The 17,661-nt window shown below is 60.9% G+C and carries 12 protein-coding genes; 4 read left to right on the forward strand and 8 right to left on the reverse strand.

From position 1 onward, the window contains the following. Positions 1-26: 26 nt before the first annotated feature. Both DRW39_RS05670 and DRW39_RS05675 read right to left on the reverse strand, forming a co-directional pair. Positions 27-2,468, reverse strand: coding sequence for a TonB-dependent receptor (locus tag DRW39_RS05670; RefSeq protein ID WP_116106045.1), 2,442 nt, complete (start codon positions 2,466-2,468; stop codon positions 27-29). Between the two features lie 35 nt (positions 2,469-2,503). Next, positions 2,504-3,313 carry a C1 family peptidase gene (locus DRW39_RS05675; protein ID WP_116106046.1) on the reverse strand — a complete coding sequence of 270 codons (810 nt, stop codon included), beginning with the start codon at positions 3,311-3,313 and terminating at the stop codon, positions 2,504-2,506. A gap of 132 nt (positions 3,314-3,445) precedes the next feature. Here DRW39_RS05675 and DRW39_RS05680 point away from each other — a divergent pair, with 132 nt between their 5' ends. Next, positions 3,446-4,561 (forward strand): SMP-30/gluconolactonase/LRE family protein, encoded by a 1,116-nt coding sequence (locus DRW39_RS05680; protein ID WP_116106047.1) that lies wholly within the window; start codon positions 3,446-3,448, stop codon positions 4,559-4,561. A gap of 52 nt (positions 4,562-4,613) precedes the next feature. Here DRW39_RS05680 and DRW39_RS05685 read toward each other — a convergent pair whose 3' ends face one another. Next, positions 4,614-5,975, reverse strand: coding sequence for an FAD-binding protein (locus DRW39_RS05685; protein WP_116106048.1), 1,362 nt, complete (start codon positions 5,973-5,975; stop codon positions 4,614-4,616). A 580-nt stretch (positions 5,976-6,555) separates the two neighbouring features. Between DRW39_RS05685 and DRW39_RS05690 the strand changes: the two genes are divergently transcribed. Continuing rightward, positions 6,556-7,683, forward strand: a complete 1,128-nt coding sequence (locus DRW39_RS05690) for an NAD(P)-dependent alcohol dehydrogenase (protein WP_116106049.1) — start codon at positions 6,556-6,558, stop codon at positions 7,681-7,683. Between the two features lie 617 nt (positions 7,684-8,300). On the opposite strand, the gene DRW39_RS05695 is transcribed toward DRW39_RS05690, so the two are convergent. The 4 genes from DRW39_RS05695 to DRW39_RS05710 all read right to left on the reverse strand — a co-directional run bounded on the left by DRW39_RS05695 (position 8,301) and on the right by DRW39_RS05710 (position 13,368). Further along, a complete protein-coding gene (locus tag DRW39_RS05695) occupies positions 8,301-10,730 on the reverse strand; it encodes a glycosyl hydrolase 115 family protein (protein ID WP_116106050.1) in 2,430 nt (809 codons plus the stop codon). 153 nt (positions 10,731-10,883) lie between these two features. Beyond that, positions 10,884-11,528 (reverse strand): SDR family oxidoreductase, encoded by a 645-nt coding sequence (locus DRW39_RS05700; RefSeq protein WP_116106051.1) that lies wholly within the window; start codon positions 11,526-11,528, stop codon positions 10,884-10,886. 52 nt (positions 11,529-11,580) lie between these two features. Beyond that, complete coding sequence (locus DRW39_RS05705; protein ID WP_116106052.1) at positions 11,581-12,165, reverse strand: hypothetical protein; 585 nt, start codon at positions 12,163-12,165, stop codon at positions 11,581-11,583. A gap of 72 nt (positions 12,166-12,237) precedes the next feature. Next, on the reverse strand, positions 12,238-13,368 hold the full coding sequence (locus tag DRW39_RS05710; RefSeq protein WP_116106354.1) for a PepSY-associated TM helix domain-containing protein: 1,131 nt from the start codon (positions 13,366-13,368) through the stop codon (positions 12,238-12,240). Positions 13,369-13,717: 349 nt separating this feature from the next. On the opposite strand from DRW39_RS05710, the gene DRW39_RS05715 reads away from it, so the two are divergent. Next, entirely contained in the window at positions 13,718-14,512 is a 795-nt protein-coding gene (locus DRW39_RS05715) for an SDR family NAD(P)-dependent oxidoreductase (protein WP_116106053.1), read from the forward strand. Positions 14,513-14,514: 2 nt separating this feature from the next. On the opposite strand, the gene DRW39_RS05720 is transcribed toward DRW39_RS05715, so the two are convergent. Further along, positions 14,515-16,899 carry a glycosyl hydrolase family 95 catalytic domain-containing protein gene (locus DRW39_RS05720; RefSeq protein ID WP_116106054.1) on the reverse strand — a complete coding sequence of 795 codons (2,385 nt, stop codon included), beginning with the start codon at positions 16,897-16,899 and terminating at the stop codon, positions 14,515-14,517. A 258-nt stretch (positions 16,900-17,157) separates the two neighbouring features. Between DRW39_RS05720 and DRW39_RS05725 the strand changes: the two genes are divergently transcribed. After that, on the forward strand, positions 17,158-17,571 hold the full coding sequence (locus tag DRW39_RS05725; protein WP_116106055.1) for a hypothetical protein: 414 nt from the start codon (positions 17,158-17,160) through the stop codon (positions 17,569-17,571). Positions 17,572-17,661 lie beyond the last annotated feature (90 nt).

The following is a 17,661-nucleotide window of genomic DNA, read 5'->3' on the forward strand; positions in this document are numbered from 1 at the left end:
ATTATACCTGCGCTCCGCCGCCCCAATTACCACTGATAGCGGACGCCCAATCCGAGATCGACGCCCGGGGCGGCCACGCCGCTGGCGAAACGCCAGTAGAAACGGTCGAGGAGGTTTTCGGCCTTGAGCTGGACGGACCAGCGCTCGGAGAAGTCGTAGCCGGCGTAGGCATTCAGGGTGTACCAGCCGGGGGAACCCTCCATTTTGGGGGTGAGATCGATGTTGTCGGAGCTGCCGACCCGATCGAGGGTATAGCCGGTGGCGGCGGTCCCGTCGATGGAGTTGACGGCGTAGTCTTCGAACTGCTTTCGGACCTGGAAGTCGACCCGGCCGCGCGCCCACCAGTGGCCCCGCTCGTAGCGGAGGCCGAACTGGCCGTAGGCCGAGGGGATATGGTCCTGGGGCAGGGTAAGGAACGCTCCGTCGGGCGTTTCCTGCCGCCGTTCGCCGCGCAGCCAATTGAAGCGGCCGTGCAGTTCCCAGCCGGTAGCGAAGTTCCAGGCGGTAGCGAGATCGAAGCCGTAGACCCAGGCCCGTTCGGCGTTGACGTTGGTATCGGTGTAGAGGGTATCGCCGCGGCTCACGAAGGAATCGCTGCCGTCGGGGAGGGTGCCGGCGCTGCGGATGACGGCGTCCGTAAGGATGGTCCCGTAGGCGGTCGCTTCGAAGCGGAAGGGACCTTCCAGCCGCCCGTAGGCCACCTCGAGGGTATTGGATCGTTCGGGGCCGAGGTTGGGATTGGGTACCTGGACGCGGCCGTTCTGCTCCCGGAACTTACCGAAGTCGTCGACGTTGGGGGCGCGGAAGCCCTGGGCGAAAAGTAGGCGCACGGAATTGCCCGACCGGCGGTAGCGGAGGCCGACGGCGGCGGTGAGGGCGTCGGAATTGTTTGTGATGCCGGTCAGGTAATCCTCCGGCCAGGAGACGACGTCATTCGGCGTAAAGGATCCGGTGAGGCGCTGGTAGTTGTAGCGGATGCCGCCGCGCACCCGCCAGTAGTCTGCGAAGCGGTGGCTGAGGTCTACGTACACTCCGCCCACGCCAAGCTGGCTGCCGCCCCCGGGGTAACGGGTGGGTTCACCGGCGGGGGTGGCGGTGGAAGTCACTTCGTCGTAGCGCCCATCCAGGCCGTAACGGAGATCCGTGCCGGGTGCCAGGTTCTTGGCAAAGTCTACCTGCAGGGTGTAGGCATCGATGTCTTCCAGGTTCTCGGTGGTGAGGGTACTGCCGAGCCGGCGCTGAATGCGGTCCTCCTCGGTGTACTGGTAGGCTAGCAGGTAGGTAGCCACGTCGTAGAGGGCGGTGGGGCGGCGGTCGGAGAGGCGAAGGCTGCCGAGCGCGCGGGTCTGCGGACCGTAATCCCACCGTGCCCAGCGGAGGTTGCCGTTGCGGCGTTCGATGAGGGCGTCGTAGCGGGGAATATCGGAGGTCGTGGAGTACTGAAAGTTCGCATCCAATTCGACCCGCTCGGCCAGGCGGAAGCGGAATTTCTGCAGCAGGTTGTACTGATCGTAGCCGCTGCCTACCTGGAGCTGGGGGTTGTCGTTGTCGACCACTTCGTCGCCAACCACGTACTGATCGCGCAGGCCGAAGTCCCCGTAAGCGTCGGGCCGGTTGCCGCCGGCGCGCAGGTCGCCGATGCTGGTCACGGAATAGCTGGTCAGTCCGGCCCAGTTGCTGCCGCCGTAGTCGAAGCCGCCGGCGTAGTTGAGGGCATTGGCGGCCGTGGCGAAGTTGGCGTTCTGGTAGCCGCCCCACCCTCCGTCGGGGCGGAATTCCGGGGTACGCGTCCGGAAGTGAACGACGCCCCCGATCGCGTCACTGCCGTAGGTGAGGGCTCCGGCCCCGTAGATGACTTCGATGCGTTCCAGCACGTTCGGGTCGACGGTGATGGCGCTCTGGAGGTGGCCGCTGCGGTAGATGGCATTGTTCATGCGCACGCCGTCGACCACGAGCAGTACCCGGTTCGCCTCGAAGCCCCGTATGACCGGACTGCCACCGCCGAGCTGGGAGCGCTGCACGTAAACTCCGCTAAGGGATTCCAGGGCGTCAACGGTGGTCAGCGACTGAATCTTGGCCTGGCTCTCCCGATCGATGGTTTCTACTTGGTAGGGCAAGGTGTTGGTGCGTTCGTCGCGGCGCCCGACGATGGTGGCCGTCATCAGGCTGATGCCGGAGCTCAATTCAAGCATGTTCAGGTGGTTAAGCCCGCTACGCATCTCCTCAGCGTGGACGGTAAGCGGCTCGAACCCGATAAAGCTGACGCGCAGGCTATCGTCCGCGGAAAGGACGACGGCGAGCTGACCGCTTTCGTCGGTGTAACCGAGTTGCTCCTCCGGCAGGCGAATGACGGCCGCGCCGGCGAGGGGCTCCCCTTCTTCGTCCAGGACTTGCAGGACGGTTTGGGCACCGGCTACCGCCGAAAAACATCCGAAGAGCAAGGTGAGTAGCGGCAGGCAACATTTCATGTCGCTAAGGTACCGCGGGATTGGGAACTAAAAACTCACTCTTTCGGAATCAGTACGTAGCCCGTCTGCGCCATATCCCCGAAGTCGTCGTAGCTGATGGTGACGTAGCCGCCGTTGCCCCAATTGCGGCCCAGCGAGCTGCGTAGCTCGAAGGTTTCCGCTTCGCCGTCGTAACCGATTACGGTCATGAAGTGCTTCTCGGTGGCGGGGCCGGTGGGCTCGTAACTGTCGGATTTGAGATCCGTAAAGGTGCCGTCGGTGGCCAGTTCCACGATCACGGGGTTACCGCGACTGAGGGCTTTCCGGGCCTCGAAGACCCGGTTGCGGGCGCGGGTCTCCGGCCGGAAGAGGTAGCCGAAGTTTTCGATCCCGAAGCGGGCTACGGAGTAAACGGAGTTCGGAATGGTGTTGCTGTTGTAGGGAACGATGGCGGCACTTACGGTACCGGAATTCATGAGCAGCCCGAGCCCGTCGACCAGGTTCGGACGGGTGCCGGCGTTGGCCAGACTCATGCTGATGTAGTCCGGGCTCATGTTGTCCTTGAAGTTGGTGTTGAGGTTGACGTAGTATTCCAGGGCATCGGCCAGGGCGTAGGCCCACTCCATTCCGGTCTGCGGGACTTGCCGGATCGGCATCATATACGGTTTGATGTTCTGCCGCAGCAGATCTTCCCGGGCGGAACTGCCGATGCCGGGGATGTAGTACATCATCTGGTCGATGGCCTCCAGGTCACTCAGGCCCTGCAGTTTTTCGGCGCTCTTGGCCGTGCCGTAGGGTTGTTGGGCAAAGAGGCAGGAAGAAAGCAATACGGAGAACAGCAGGGCTAGCTGGCGGGTGATTGTCATGCGTGTGGGTAATTAAAAAGCTACTCGGCATGATTAACGGTACCGGCCGGCCGCAGCGTATGTTCTGTGGGCTTGTTGCCGAACCCACCCCCCACCTGGCGACCTCTGATAGCGTAACCCTAGTCAAGCCAAATGAAAGTAATTAAGCTAACCCTCCTGTTGACCTGTTTCTGCCTGCGCGCCGCCGCCCAGGATGTCGCGCCCGATATGACCGCGGGCACGGACCTGCAGCCCGGCGACCAGCATATGCTCTTCCGTTTCCCGGACTTCCTGGCGCAGCCCGACGGTATGGCCATCGACCGGGCCGGAAACGTCTATGTATCCAACCCCAACTTCAATAATCCGGAATATCCCGGGCTACTCCTGAAGATTACCCCCGAATACGAATGGAGCGTTTTCTACGCTACCCCCGCCCACCCGGAAACACAGAAGGCCGGCCCGATGGGCATCACCTTTGGGACGGACGGCAACCTGTACATCGCCGATAATCAATACTACGTGGATAAAGACTACGCCAGCCGGATCCTGCGCCTCAACATGGAGGACGGCAAGCCCACCGGCGTCGACGTGGTCGTGACCGGCCTCAAGCACCCCAACGGCGTGCGTTGGCACGACGGAGCCCTTTACGTGACCGACACGAAGTGGGAAGTGGAAGACTCCACCAACACCAGCGGCATCTGGCGTTTTCCGGAAGCGGACCTCAACGATTCCATCCACGTGGCCGCCAGCATGGATGCCAAATACCTCATCGATACGTTGCATGCCATCCGCCAGCCGAATGGCAAGGCCTTCGGTACCGATGGGCTGGACTTCGATAGCGAAGGCAACCTGTTCGTGGGCATGTTCAGCGACGGACGCGTATTCAAGTTTGCGATGAACGCGGACGGAACCGTAGCCTCGCGGGATATATTCGTCGAGTACGGGACCATTCCCAGCTGCGACGGCCTTTTCATCGACCGTAACACGGACAACCTCTACATCGCCGATTCCCAGGCGAACGCCATCCGGATCGTCGAGCCGGACGGAACGGTGCACACCCTGGCCGAGAACGGCGATACCACCGGAGCGGACGGCAAAATGGACCAACCGTGCGAGCCCCTGCTGGTGGGTAATAAGCTCTTCGTCGCCAACTTCGACAGCCCGAACGAGAACTTCGTGAATACGCGTTACGACGACATTCACAACATGACGATCATCCAGGTGCCCGCGGAGTTCCTCGGCACGACTACCGACACCAACGACCGGTAGGCTTGTACCGATAAGTGAAACGCAAAAACTGGCAGTAATCCGATCCGAATAACTATTGCACCACCCGGTTGTCCAGGTAGGTATTCCGGAACTTCCCTTCCGGGTCGTAACGCTTCGCCAGCGCCACGAAGTCATTCATCTTCGGGTAGCGCTGGCGGAGGGTTGCGGCATTGATGGTGAAGAGCTTACCCCAGTGCGGACGTACCGCGAAGGGAGCCAGCGCCTCCTCGATGGCGGGCAATAAGGCCAGTACTTCCTCCTCCTGCTGCTTCCACGTAAAGTGAAGCGCCACGCTGTCGCGCTGGTAAGCCGGGCTCATCCAGAAATCGTCGGCGGCAATGGTACGGATCTCGGAGATCAGCAACAGGGGATTAACCTCGCCCGCCATGGCCTCGATGGCTAGGATGGCTTCGACGGCGTTTTCCCGCGGCACGAAAAATTCCGACTGCAGTTCCTCCCCCGCGCTGGGGGTGAAGCCCATCTTGAAGTGGGGCAAGCGGTCGTACCAGGGCCCCGGCCGGCCCATCTGGTCGCTGACCGCGTCGGTGGAGAGTCCCGCGATGGGGTGCATATTTTCCGTGGCCGCCAGGGAGCCGTAGTATTCGCCGCCCATTTCTTCCACTTCCTCGTCCGTTCTTCGCTTGATCCAGACTTCGCTGACGTTGCCGTCGAGCCAGTTGGTGAAGAGGCTCACGCTGTAGCCGGCCGACATGATGGTGTCGAAGTGGTCGACCACCGAGGTCAGGGGCAGGTTGTTGTAGATATCCTGGCGGACGTCGAAGGTGGGTTGCATCGCTAGGGTAAGCTGGGTCACGATGCCGAAGGCACCCAGACCGACCACGACGGCGGGAAAGTCGGGGTGCTCGCGGTCGAGGGTCACTAATTCGCCGTCGGGCTTGACTAAGTCGAGGGAAACCACGGCCGTAGCCAGATTGCCGTTCTCCACGCCGGAACCGTGGGTACCGGTTGCACAGGCACCGGCCACCGTGATGTGGGGCAGGGACGCCAGGTTGTGGAGCGCGTAGCCCCGCCCGTGCAGCTCCTCGGCGAAGTCACCGTAGCGGGCGCCCGCCTGAACGGTGACGGTCATGGCTTCCTCGTCCACCGAAAGCAACTTATTCAGGCCCGAGGTGGATATCTGGCTTCCGGGGCTGTCGGCGATGTTATTGAAACAATGACGCGAACCCAAAGCCTTCAGGCTACCCAGCTCCACCATCAGCTCCTGCACTTCCTCCACCGTTTCCGGCCGGTACAGTTGCTCGGCGTGGTAGGTGTAATTCCCGGCCCAGTTCTTGCGGGCACCGGGCTCTTCCACCAGTCCCGGCAGCACCTGTGGGGAACAGGCGGTGAAGGCAACGACGAGACCGCCGGCGACGGCCATGGAGGTAGTTTTCATAAATTCTTTCCGGTTCATTGCGTGACGACTTTTGGGAGAGCTGGGGGCGTAGGCAAGGTAGCGTTTACCCACCGGTCCGCCGAGCGGTAGCTCTTCTACCCGGCAGGTAGGTGAATTGTCGGGACTGTAGCCCCGGGTTGAGGACCTCCAGGTCCGAACGCACCCGAGCCCAGCGAGGGGCATTCCTCCACCAATCGGACCCGAGGTCCTCACCCCATTTCCGCCCATAACCTCGATGCGACCCAGCAAGCGTTGAGGCCCCCCAGGTCCGAACGCACCCGAGCCCAGCGAGGGGCATTCCTCCACCAATCGGACCCGAGGTCCTCACCCCATTTCCGCCCTTAACCTCGGTGCGACCCAGCAAGCGTTGAGGACCCCCAGGTCCGAACGCACCCTAGTCCAGCGAGGGGCATTCGGAGGACCGAGCTACCGTGAACCAACTCCCCATATTCCAGTTTGGCATACCGACGGAAGGTGGGCCCTCCTACCGACCCTGTCCTGTTTCCCCACTTACCTCCGTAAAAAACTTCCGCCATCCAGTTTCCCCGTCGTGGGGCAGCCGGACTGGGGTAATTAACTAAACGATAAACCAAACACTATGCAAGTCTACGGATACGGCGCTATCTCCGCCAATGATACCCTGAAACCCGTTGTTTTCGACCGCAAAGACCCGCGCCCGGGCGAGATCGGCTTCGAAGTCATCTACTGCGGCGTGTGCCACTCCGACGTCCACCAGGTCAACGACGACTGGGACAACTCCGTCTACCCCTGTGTACCCGGCCACGAGATCGTGGGCCGCGTGACGATCGTCGGTGAGGGCGTGACGAAATTTCAAGAAGGCGACCTCATCGGCGTTGGCTGCATGGTCAACAGCTGCCAGCAGTGCGAGGAGTGCAAGAATGACATGGAGCAGTACTGCACCGGCCCGAAGGGCGCTACCCTGACCTATAACGGGCCCACCGTGCCGGACGGATCCAATACCTACGGCGGCTACACCACCCATATGGTGGTCCGCGAGGAGTTCGGCATCACGATCCCCGAAGGGCTGGAGCCGGAGTACGTCGGACCGATCCTCTGCGCCGGCGTCACCACCTACTCGCCCATGAAGCACTGGAACCTGAAGGAAGGCCAGACCCTGGGCGTCGCCGGTATCGGTGGCCTCGGACACATGGCCGTCCAGCTGGGCAAGGCCCTCGGCGCGAAGGTCATCGCCTTCACCGGCCACGAAAGCAAGCGCGACGCCATCCTCGCCCTGGGTGCCGACGAGGTCGTCGTGACGAGCGACGAAGATGCCATGGAGCAGCATGCCATGAGCCTGAATCTCATGATCAATACGATCCCCTACCCCTTCGACCTGTCGACCTTCATTCCGCTGATGAAAAAGAACTCGACCCTCGCGATGGTGGGCAATTTTATCAAAATCCCGGAATTCGTCCCCGCCGACGTGGTCTTTAACCGCATCGAGATCGCCGGGTCGCTGATCGGCGGCATCAAGGAAACCCAGGAGGTCATCGATCTCTGCGCCCAGCACAACATCCGCCCGAAGATCGAAGTCATCGAGATGGACCGGATCAACGACGTCTTCACCAAGCTCCGCGATAACACCACGGATCACGAATTCCGCCACGTCATCGATATGGAATCGCTCCGTTCGAAAATGGCCGGCGGTAAAGCAAAGGCCGAGTCGATCCACCAGCCTACCCGGGGGGAAGTGGTGAAGGGGTGAAATTGAGTGCTTCAGGGTCCCGAAGCTCCAGCTCCGGGGATCGCTTGCCCCGCCCGTCGAATACCCGGCAACGCTTGATACACTCGGCGGAGCTGGAGCTCCTCCACCCCGCCCAGGGGTCCCGTAGCTCCAGCTCCGGGGATCGCTTGCCTCACCCGTCGAATACCCGGCAACGCACGATACACTCGGCGGAGCTGGAGCTCCTCCACCCCGCCCAGGGTCCCGGAGCTCCAGCTCCGGGGATGGCTCACCTAGCCCGTCGAATACCCGACAACGTATGGCACACTCGGCGGAGCTGGAGCTCCTCCACCCCGACCGAGGGTCCCGGAGCTCCAGCTCCGGGGATGGCTCGCCTAGCCCGTCGAATACCCGTCAACGCACGATACATTCGGCGGAGCTGGAGCTCCTCCACCCCACCCAGGGTCCCGGAGCTCCAGCTCCGGGGATGGCTCGCCCCGCTATTCTTTGACCCGGGATCGGGCCCTCCTGGTCCGCCGAGCGGAAGCTCGTCTGCCCGGGAGGTTGGGCTTGAACTGTTTCCGAGAAGCGTATTCTTGTCGACCCGTGGGGGGACGAACTCCGCTTCCGCTACGTTCGGCACACCACTGAGGAAAACCCTACCGCCGCAGCTCATAAAACTCCGGATACCCCACTGGGTATACCCCGATCTGGTCGATCACGATGCCGGTTTGGTTGACGGAAAGGCGGAGGGTGTGGGTGCCGGGCTCGCTTACGCTCACTTCGTGCTTTACCGGGATGTGATTCCCCAGCACGCCCTGCTTCCAGGCTTCGCTGCGGCCGCGGGTATTGAGGCGGTAGTCGGTGGTTTCCTGTCCGTCGACGGAGACACCGAGGGCGTGGCCGTAGTCGTTGGCGTGGGTGGGCAGACACCGGACTTCTATGGTATAGTCACCGGGCTCGTCCACTTCGAAGGTGTATTCCACGAACGGGTGCTCGGCAAAGTGGGCAATTTCAAGGGGGAAGAGCGTCAAAGCTTCCCCGCCGTAGCCAAGCCCCGGAATGGTTTCCCAGTGGAAGGTATCGGGCGCTTCAGCGGTGGTGTACGCTGCTACGGGTAGGGGGAGCGGGGCGGAGGTGGTAGCTGGAGAGGGGGCGGTGGAAGCATCGTCGCGAAAGTCAGGCAGGTCGAAGACCGGCAGGCCCCGGGATCGATAATCGATCATCCCGTTCCATTTTCCGCCGGCCAGTACGTCGTTGTAGTAGTTCGTCAGGACACTGATCTCTTCGTGGGCCGTTCGGGCGGCCTGTTGCAGGCTGTCCTGGTGGATAGGATCATTGGCACGGGATGCCTGGGTGGCATAGCCGTAGACCTGGTTCAGCAGCGCGGCGCCACGGACGGGATAGTCCACCAACTCGAAGTAGGCGTCCCGGCGGGCGATGGGCAACAGGGCGGCAATATCCCGCGACTGCGCGTACAAATCACGGTAAGCGTCAATGCGGCGCTGCAGTTCGTCCCCGTTGGCGGAAGTGAAGGCGGCGGGGCGGGTTTCGGTGGTCGGCTCCGTCTGGCTCCAACCCATGAACTCCGGTTTACGCAGCATCGCCAGCCGGTAAAATTCCCGCAGGAGGGCGGCGATCTCCGGGGCGCCAAAACCTCCGAACTCTCGCCCCGCCCAGTCTAGCAGGTGCTGGTCAATCTCATCCCGACCGATAGCCTCCACGTCCCAGGCCAGGTCCAGGAAGAACTCCATATTGTATTCCGCGGGCTTGATGTCGCCTACGTTGGCGATCCAGATGTCGCGGGTACCGTTGGCGTAGGCCCGCTGCATTTCGTACCAGATCAGACCGGGCTGGGTGGATGACAGCCACAGGTAGTCGTGCGGCCGGCCCCAGTAACTCAGGTGGTAATACACGCCGCTGCCCCCGCCGCGTTCCCGTTCGGCGCCCTCGCTGAGGCGACGGATGTAGCCGTAGTTGTCGTCGGTCCACATGAGGGTAATGTCATCGGGCACCTTCAGGCCGGCGTCGTACAGGTCGAGCACTTCCTTATAGGAGACGAAGACCTGGGGCACGCTTTCCGCGGCCACGCCTTTTTCATCCGCCAGCATCCGGCGTTGCGCGCTGATGATGGTATCTAACAGCGCAACCCGCTCCTCGACGGTGGCGTCACCCTCCATACCGGAGTCATGGATGCCGCGCATACCGACGGTGTAGAGGTAATTGTCGGCCCGGGTTTCGATCACCCGCTGCCGCCAGTAGTTCAGGATGGTGTCGGCGTTGGTCTGGAAATTGTATTCCCCGTAGCGGTCGTGGTCCCACTCATCGACGTTGTTGCGCAGCATCGGCTCGGCGTGGGAGCTGCCCACGAAGATGTGGTAGCGCTCGGCCATCTCCCGGTTGCCGGGAATGGAGAAGAATGCCCGGGTGGAGGGGTGCATGGCGGGCCAGATGGTATTGGCCTTCAGGCGCAGCAGCAGCTGAAAGATTTTCTCGTAGGTCTTGGGGCCGATATCGCCCGTCTCCGGTTCGAAGGTGTTGGCGGCCCAGGGCTGCAGGCCCCAGTCCTCGTCGTTGAGAAAGATGCCGCGGTACTTCACGGAGGGACCTTCGGCCAGTCCGTCATCCGGCAGTTCGAGCGTGAGGCTTTCGCGGGGTAGCGGCGTAACGTCGGCCCACCACTTCCACGGGGAGACGCCCAGTCGCTCGGCCAGGTCGAAGATGCCGTATACGGTTCCCCGCAGGTCGCTGCCCCGTACGTGAAGGTTGTTGTCCTGCGCCCGGATCGTGAAATTTTCCCAGCTTCCCGCGGGGAATTCACCCGCGGGAGCCTCATAGACGTAGATGCCCGTGGCGCTACGGTCCGCGGTATCGGCGGTTTCCACGGCGATCTTCCGTCCCGCCATTTGGGAGAGGTCAGCCGCCAGGTCCCGGGCCGCCCACCAGATCAGGGAGTCGGCCTGCGGGGCCACGTAGATGGTCGGCGTTCGTTGCCCGTCAAAGATGAGGATGTCGCTCGCAATGGCCGGCCCACCGGCGCACGCAAAGACGAGCAGGAATAGAAGAAAACGCGGAAGGGGAATTGCCATTGCTGAAATGTACGCCGATCCTAATCATTGAAGCGGGCGGCGGAGCGCAGGTAAAATGTTCGTCAACGAATCCGGACAAACCACACCGTCTCCGTTTCCCTGGCCAGCCTGACGGCGTGCTTGCCGAAGTGGACTGCTTTCATTTGCAGGGACCTACCCCCCGATCGCCTCGGTGATGGGTACGTCGCCGCGATTGAAGGTGATGACCTGACCTACCGTGCTTTTATCCCGTAGCACCGCGAGGATGACCTCCGCGACGTCGGGCCGGGGAACCTCCTTCGTATCCATCGGGGACGCTACGTTGATCTTGCCGGTGCCGTCCTCGTTTTTCAGCATTCCGGGACGGAGAATGGTGTAGTCGAGCCCGGACTGCTGGAGCATCTTGTCGGCGTAGTGCTTGGCGACGTAGTAGGGCTTCATGTCTTCGTTGGTCCAGGTGCTCCGGTCGCCGGTGCCGAGCGCGCTGACGATGACGAAGCGGCGCACACCGGCCTGCTCGGCGGCTTCCATGGCCTTCACGGCACCGTCGAGGTCGATGGTCAGGGTCTTGTCGGGGCCGGTACTGCCTCCGGATCCGGCGGTAAATACGACGGCGTCGATCTTATTCATTTGCGCGGCCAGTTCGGATACGCTGCCCTCCAGGCTGGCTACCCGGGCCTCTACCCCCTTATCGCGGAACATTTCCCGCTGCTCGGATTTACGAATGAGGGCGACCGGTGTAAAGTCCGAAGCCGCGTTCATTTTATCCGTTACGATTTGGCCGATCTGTCCGTGGGCGCCGATAATTAAAACGTTCATGATGGTTCTTTCCTTACCAAGGTTTCAGCCGCGCTTCTGGTTGGCAAATACCTCAGAAATGGTAGCCGACGTTCACGGCGGGAATGAGGTAGAGCGGGCGGGGAGGAATATTCCGGCCGTCGATTTCCAATTGCGCCCCGCTCAGTTTGGTAAAGGCCGCCACCGAGCCGGACAGGTAAAAGCCCCGGTATGGTTTCACCAATTTGGCGAAGAAATAGCGGTAGCCTAGCCGTACGCCGGCACTCACCGATTGCCGGACCCCCGTGGCGCCGCCGCTCGAGGCGAAAAGCTGATCGCTGTGGTAATCGCTGAGCAGCCCGACGAAGGGAGTGCTTCGCGGGCGGAACAGGTAATCCGCCTCGAATCCGATGCCGGAACTCTGGATCGCAAAGATCGTATTGCCAAGTATCAACCGGGGCTGATTGGCGGCAAAGGACTTCACGCTGATCCGGATGGGTCCGGTCTGGTAGCCAATGTTAATCGAGTAGCCCCGAAAAATGAAGGCCGCCGGCTCCAGCTCCACCTCGAGGTGACCGGGAACGGCGAGCGAATCCTGCGCGGAAAGGCCGGTGGTGAGCAGGAATAGAATCAGGAAGTACAATCTGCCAAAAAGCAGTTGCGGGTACGTGGTTTTCATAGTGTATGGAATCCTAAAAGTGCTTCACGGAAATATCCGTAAAGTCGTTACTAAGAGCGTAAGATAAGGCATTTAGTTCATTGCCCGCCGCCGCTTCTTGTTCAGCTTATTGGTCCAGATAATCGTACCGGTGACCGGCAGGCTGGTCGCGATCAGGCAGGCCAGGAAGTACAGTACTTTAGAAAAGGTGCCGAAGATTTCGCCCGTATGCAGGGGTTTGATCAGGGAGGCGATTCGCTCGCCTAGGCTCTTATCCGAAAAGCGATTGATGGCCAGCACCTCCCCGCTGCGGCCGATAAAAACCTGGTCGTAGGTAACCGGCGACCAGGATTCGGCCGCATACTTACGAACGGAAAAGAAGGCGTTGCGCTCACTGGGTAGATTGACGGACCACTCCCCCTCGCCGGGAAATGTCGATCGGGCTACAGCCAACGCGCCTTCCGGTGAAATGTCTTTTACCTGCGCCCCGCCGCCCGTTTCGAATGCCGGTCCGCTACGGTCGAAGACCTTCGCGCCGATGACGGCCGATAGCCCCTCCCGGTAGCCATCGAACGACCAGCACAGTCCGGTGAGCCCCATGACCACGATGAGGAGGCAGGCGTAAAAACCCAGCGTGTTGTGCAGGTCGTGGTTGATGCGTTTCCAGCCGGCGGAGGTTTTAATTTTGAAACCCTGTTTGATGTACTTCCAGCGAAGCTTTTTCGGAAACCAAATAATGATGCCCGAGACGGCCAGCAGCATGAAAATGATGGTGGCCACACCCACGATGGGGCGACCCACGGCCGAATCCAGTAGCAGCCAGCGGTGGAGCCGGAACATCCGCAGCAGGAAACCGTCGGCGGAGGAAGGCCCTTCGCCTTGCACGGCGCCGGTATAGGGGTCGGCAAGCACGATCCGGCCCCGGCGCTGCGTCGGATCCTGCACGGAGAAACGGTAGGGTTCGTCGTCGGCCGCCGGTAGGGTAAAGCCGGTCACCGTCCCTTCCTGACTTTCGACTTGGTGAAATAAGTCAGCCACGTCGCGCTTTTCAGCCCCCACGTTTACGGTCATCGTCTCCCGCGTAGCATCCTTAATCTCGTGCTCAAAGGTGAGAATGGTACCGCTCAGACACACGAGAAAAAGGATGATGCTGCTGGCCAGTCCGAGCCAGAGATGCACGTCGTTCATGAGGTCGCGAAAGCCGTAGGATGCTGGTTTAGCCATGGTATGCAAGGGAATCAAGTGGTCCCCCAGCGACAAAGCAAGCTTCACCACCGGAGGACCGGTCACAAACTGACACAGGAAAGTCGTTGCCTAAGTTGGTACGGACGAGTCTGGGATCGATTCGGCCGCTGGAACACCAACGGGGGACGCACGGGCCGGCTGAGGTCATTTTGCGGGGATAAAGGCACGAAAGGGCACCTTAATGTTATTTAGACTAATTCGATATAGTACAAATGTAAACTTCACACCTCCTCTAAAACAAGCGCTTGACCAATAAATTCAAAATTTCTTAATGCGGCCCCTGGCTCAACCTCCCTACCGGGCAATCGTTGGAAGGAAAACACTACCCATGGATTTGCAGCTAAGCGGAAAAACCGCCCTTGTCACCGGCTCTACGGCCGGCATCGGATACGCCATCGCCAATCTTCTCGCGCGGGAAGGCGCGGAGGTGATCGTCAACGGTCGCAAGCAGGCCGACGTCAACGAGGTAGCGACGCAATTAAGCCATGAAACCGGCAACGAACAGGTACGGGGCATCGCCGCCGATTTTTCCAAAACGGAAGATGTGGATCGCCTGCTCCAGGAGCTTCCCGACGTTGATATCCTGGTTAATAACGTCGGCATCTTCGGCGAGGTCCCCTTCGCGGAGATCACCGACGAGCAGTGGCTGCAAACCTTTGACGTCAACGTGATGAGCGGCGTCCGGCTGGCCCGCCACTACTTCCCCCGTATGCTCAAGAAAAACGAGGGACGCATCATCTTTATCTCCAGCGAATCGGGGGAAAACATCCCCACCGAGATGATCCACTACGGCGTCAGCAAGACCGCCCAGCTCGCCCTTTCCCGTGGCCTCGCCCGCCTGACCAAGGGAACCAACGTGACGGTCAATTCCGTCCTGCCCGGCCCCACCATGAGCCGCGCCAACGAAGCCTCCCTGAAGGAACAGGCGGAAAAAAAGGACAAGTCACTGGATCAGGTGAAGGCCGACTTCATCGACGAAAAGCGCCCGACCTCCCTCATCCACCGCTGGGCCGAGCCGGAAGAGGTGGCGAATATGGTGGCTTACGTGGCCAGCCCCCTGTCGTCGGCCACCAACGGAGCTGCCCTGCGCGTGGACGGTGGCGTGGTGAACTTCATCGTGTAGGCCTACCAGTTCATCACCCGCGACTCCCCCGCCTTCAGCCGCAGGGGTAACTCCCGTTGCCCGTGGATGACGGTCGTCCGGGTATCCTTCAGTGCCTTGATGGTCGTCCGCTGCAGCCGGTTCTCCGACCACTCCAGGGTCACCTCGCAGCCGCCGCGGGTGCGTACGCCCGTGAGGCTGCCGCGCGACCACGCCTTTGGCAGGGCGGGCGTGAAGCGGATGTGATCCTCGGTGGACTGCACCAGCATCTCGATGATGCCCGCCGCGCCGCCGAAGTTGCCGTCGATCTGGAAGGGTGGGTGGGCGTCGAGCAGGTTCGGATAGGTGCCGCCGTGGACGGCCCCCTTCGCCGGAACGTACTTCAGTAAGGACCGGTAGAGTCGGTAGGCGCGGTCACCATCCCAGAGCCTGGCCCATAGATTGATGCGCCAGCCCTTCGACCAGCCCGTGCTTTCGTTGCCCTTTAGATCCAGGGACACCCGTGCGGCCCGGGCCAGCTGCGGCGTCAGGTCCGGCGCGATGTGGTGCCCGGGATGCACGCCGAAGAGGTGGGTCTGATGCCGGTGGCGGGGATCTTCGTCGTTCCAGTCGTAGAACCACTCCCGGATGTTTCCCTTTCGCCCTAGCCGGTAGGGATGAAGTTCCGCCTTGACGTTGTAGACCTCCTGCAGGAAGGAATCCTGAATACCCAGGGTCAGCGACGCGCCGATGAAATCATCGAAAAGCTCCTTCATCATGGCCAGATCCGCCGTGCCGCCGTATAGGGTGGAGCCGACGTAGCCCGATTTGGTCACGTACTTCGCTTCCGGTGAGGTGGACGGGGAGGTGATCCAGTGCCCCTGGTAGTCGCGCACGACCCAGTCCATGCAGAACTGCGTCGCCCCCTTCAGCAGCGGATAGGCTTCCTCGTGCAGGAAGGCGGTGTCCAGCGTAAAGAGATAGTGCTCCCACAAGTGGGTGGCGAGCCAGGCCCCGCCCATGTTCCAGTTGGCCCAGTTGACGCCGCCGTCCTTCTCCCCTACCGGATTGCTCATGGCCCAGATGTCGGAGTTATGGGCGACGGACCAACCGCCGCTGTTGTAATAATTCCGCGCACTGGCCTCGCCGGTGACGGCCAGGTTCCGGATCCAGCCCAGCAGGGGTTCGTGCAGTTCGGAAAGATTGGCCGGACCCGCCAGCCAGTAGTTCTCCTCTACGTTGATATTGGTGGTGTAGTTGCTGCTCCACGGGGGGCGGAGGTAGGGGTTCCAGAGTCCCTGCAGGTTGGCCGGCACCTCGGGCGTACGGCTGCTCGAGATAAGCAGGTAGCGTCCGAAGTTAAAGTAGAGTTCCTCCAGCTGGGTGTCTTCCGCGCCGGTGGCGTAGCGCTGGAGTCGCGCGTCGGTAGGCAGCAGGGGGGCGTCCGTGCTACCCAGATCGAGTTGAACGCGGTCGTAGAAGCCACGGTAATCGGCGATGTGGCGCTCCTTCAGGGCATCGCAGGAGTAGCTGGCCGCTACTTCCAGCGCCTGAGCGGCGAGGGTGCGGTTGTTTCGTCCCTGCCGGGCCGGATCTTTGTCGAAACCATTAAAGCTGGTGGCAATGGACACCAGCAGCACCGCCTCGCTGGCGTTGCGGATGCTGAGCGTACTGTCGCTGACACTGACCTGCCCGTCGGTCTTGCTCACCCGGAACAGGGAAGAAAAGCGGGTCCCGCGCTCCGGGTCGAAGCGGACGGGGTCGGGCACGTCGTGGTAGCTGGGTTCCGCACTGTAGGGGGCATAGCCGTGGACGTCCAGCTGCCGGTTGCCGCGGGCGAAATCGTAGCGCAACAGGCTTTTAAAGTCCAGCGTGGTGTTGAGGGCACCGGGCCGGTCGGCCGTCAGGCGGATGACCACCACCTGATCGGGATGGCTGACGAAGTACTCCCGTTCGAAGGTGGTGCCCCCCGCCCGGTAGCGTACGCGGGCGACGGCGTTGGCGATATCGAGCTCGCGGTAGTACTTCGTGGGTTTGGCTTGCCCGTCAAAGTGGAGGTGCATCGTACCCAGCGGCGCGTAGGATTCGGAATAGGGTCCCTGGAGGTTGACGTTCAGCGAATCGGCGGCCTCGTAGTCGTCGCGGGCCAGCGCCTCCCGGATGGCGGGCAGTACCTCGTGGGCATCGCGGTCGATAGAGGTATCCACCGGTTCGCCGGACCACAGGGTGAGGTCATTCAGGAAGATGGTGTCCGTTTCCACCCCACCGAAGACGGTGGCGCCTACGCGGCCGTTCCCGAGCACGAGGCTCTCCTCGAAGTAGCCGGCCGGCTCGTCGTACCACAGGACGTGGTCGGTGGCGGTAGCGTCCTGAGCGGCAAGACGTAAGCCAAAGAACAACAGGCAGAACGGTAGTAAAAAGCGTTTCATACGATCGACAGGCGAGTGACGGGACTAGGTACAACGGTGTGAGACGGGCAAACTTACGTTGGGTGGGGGAAAAGGTAGAGCGGGTGGTGGGTTGCGGTAAAATCTGGCGCCATAAAAGTTCGTAAATTGTACGTGACGCCGCCGCCAAACTGTTTCCTACAGGGCGAGCGCTAAAAGTGTCGACCGGGTCGGATTAGCTTGCCGAAGTCAATTGCTTCCGTAAGCTTTGGCTCCTTTTAATGGATGAATACACCTAAAATGCGTAGCACGATCTTTCACTGGACTATTATTTGGGCAATATACCTTTTTCAATCTATCCTTGGCTTTGTACTTTTAGACCTCTTTACAATGCTATTTGCCGAAGATCAATCTTCGATTTTAATAGACAGCCCCAGCGGAAGAAACCTGATGCTTTTATTTGCTGCAATTGGAACATTCATCGGATTTCCGTTGATGATGCTCATTTCCGCTATATTTCGGGTAAAGAGATACGACAATAAGGGTTTAGTAATGGCGTATACTGCCTCCCTATTTATGCTGGTCTTTTTATCGGTAATGGCTGACCCTTATATCCTTTCGGTTATCTCCGCGGCGCTGTCCCTCCTATTTTGGGTATTGATTAATTGGATGAATAACCTAAATACATCGGGAAAGCCAAACGTCGGCAACTGAGTAATATGAAAGCAGTCAGCACGTTACGGACTAAGCAAGGGTAATGCATTAGCCAAATCGCCTACTCCGATCGCATCAGCATGAGGTATG

The organism is Lewinella sp. IMCC34191 (genome assembly GCF_003390935.1).
Lineage (GTDB): Bacteria > Bacteroidota > Bacteroidia > Chitinophagales > Saprospiraceae > Neolewinella.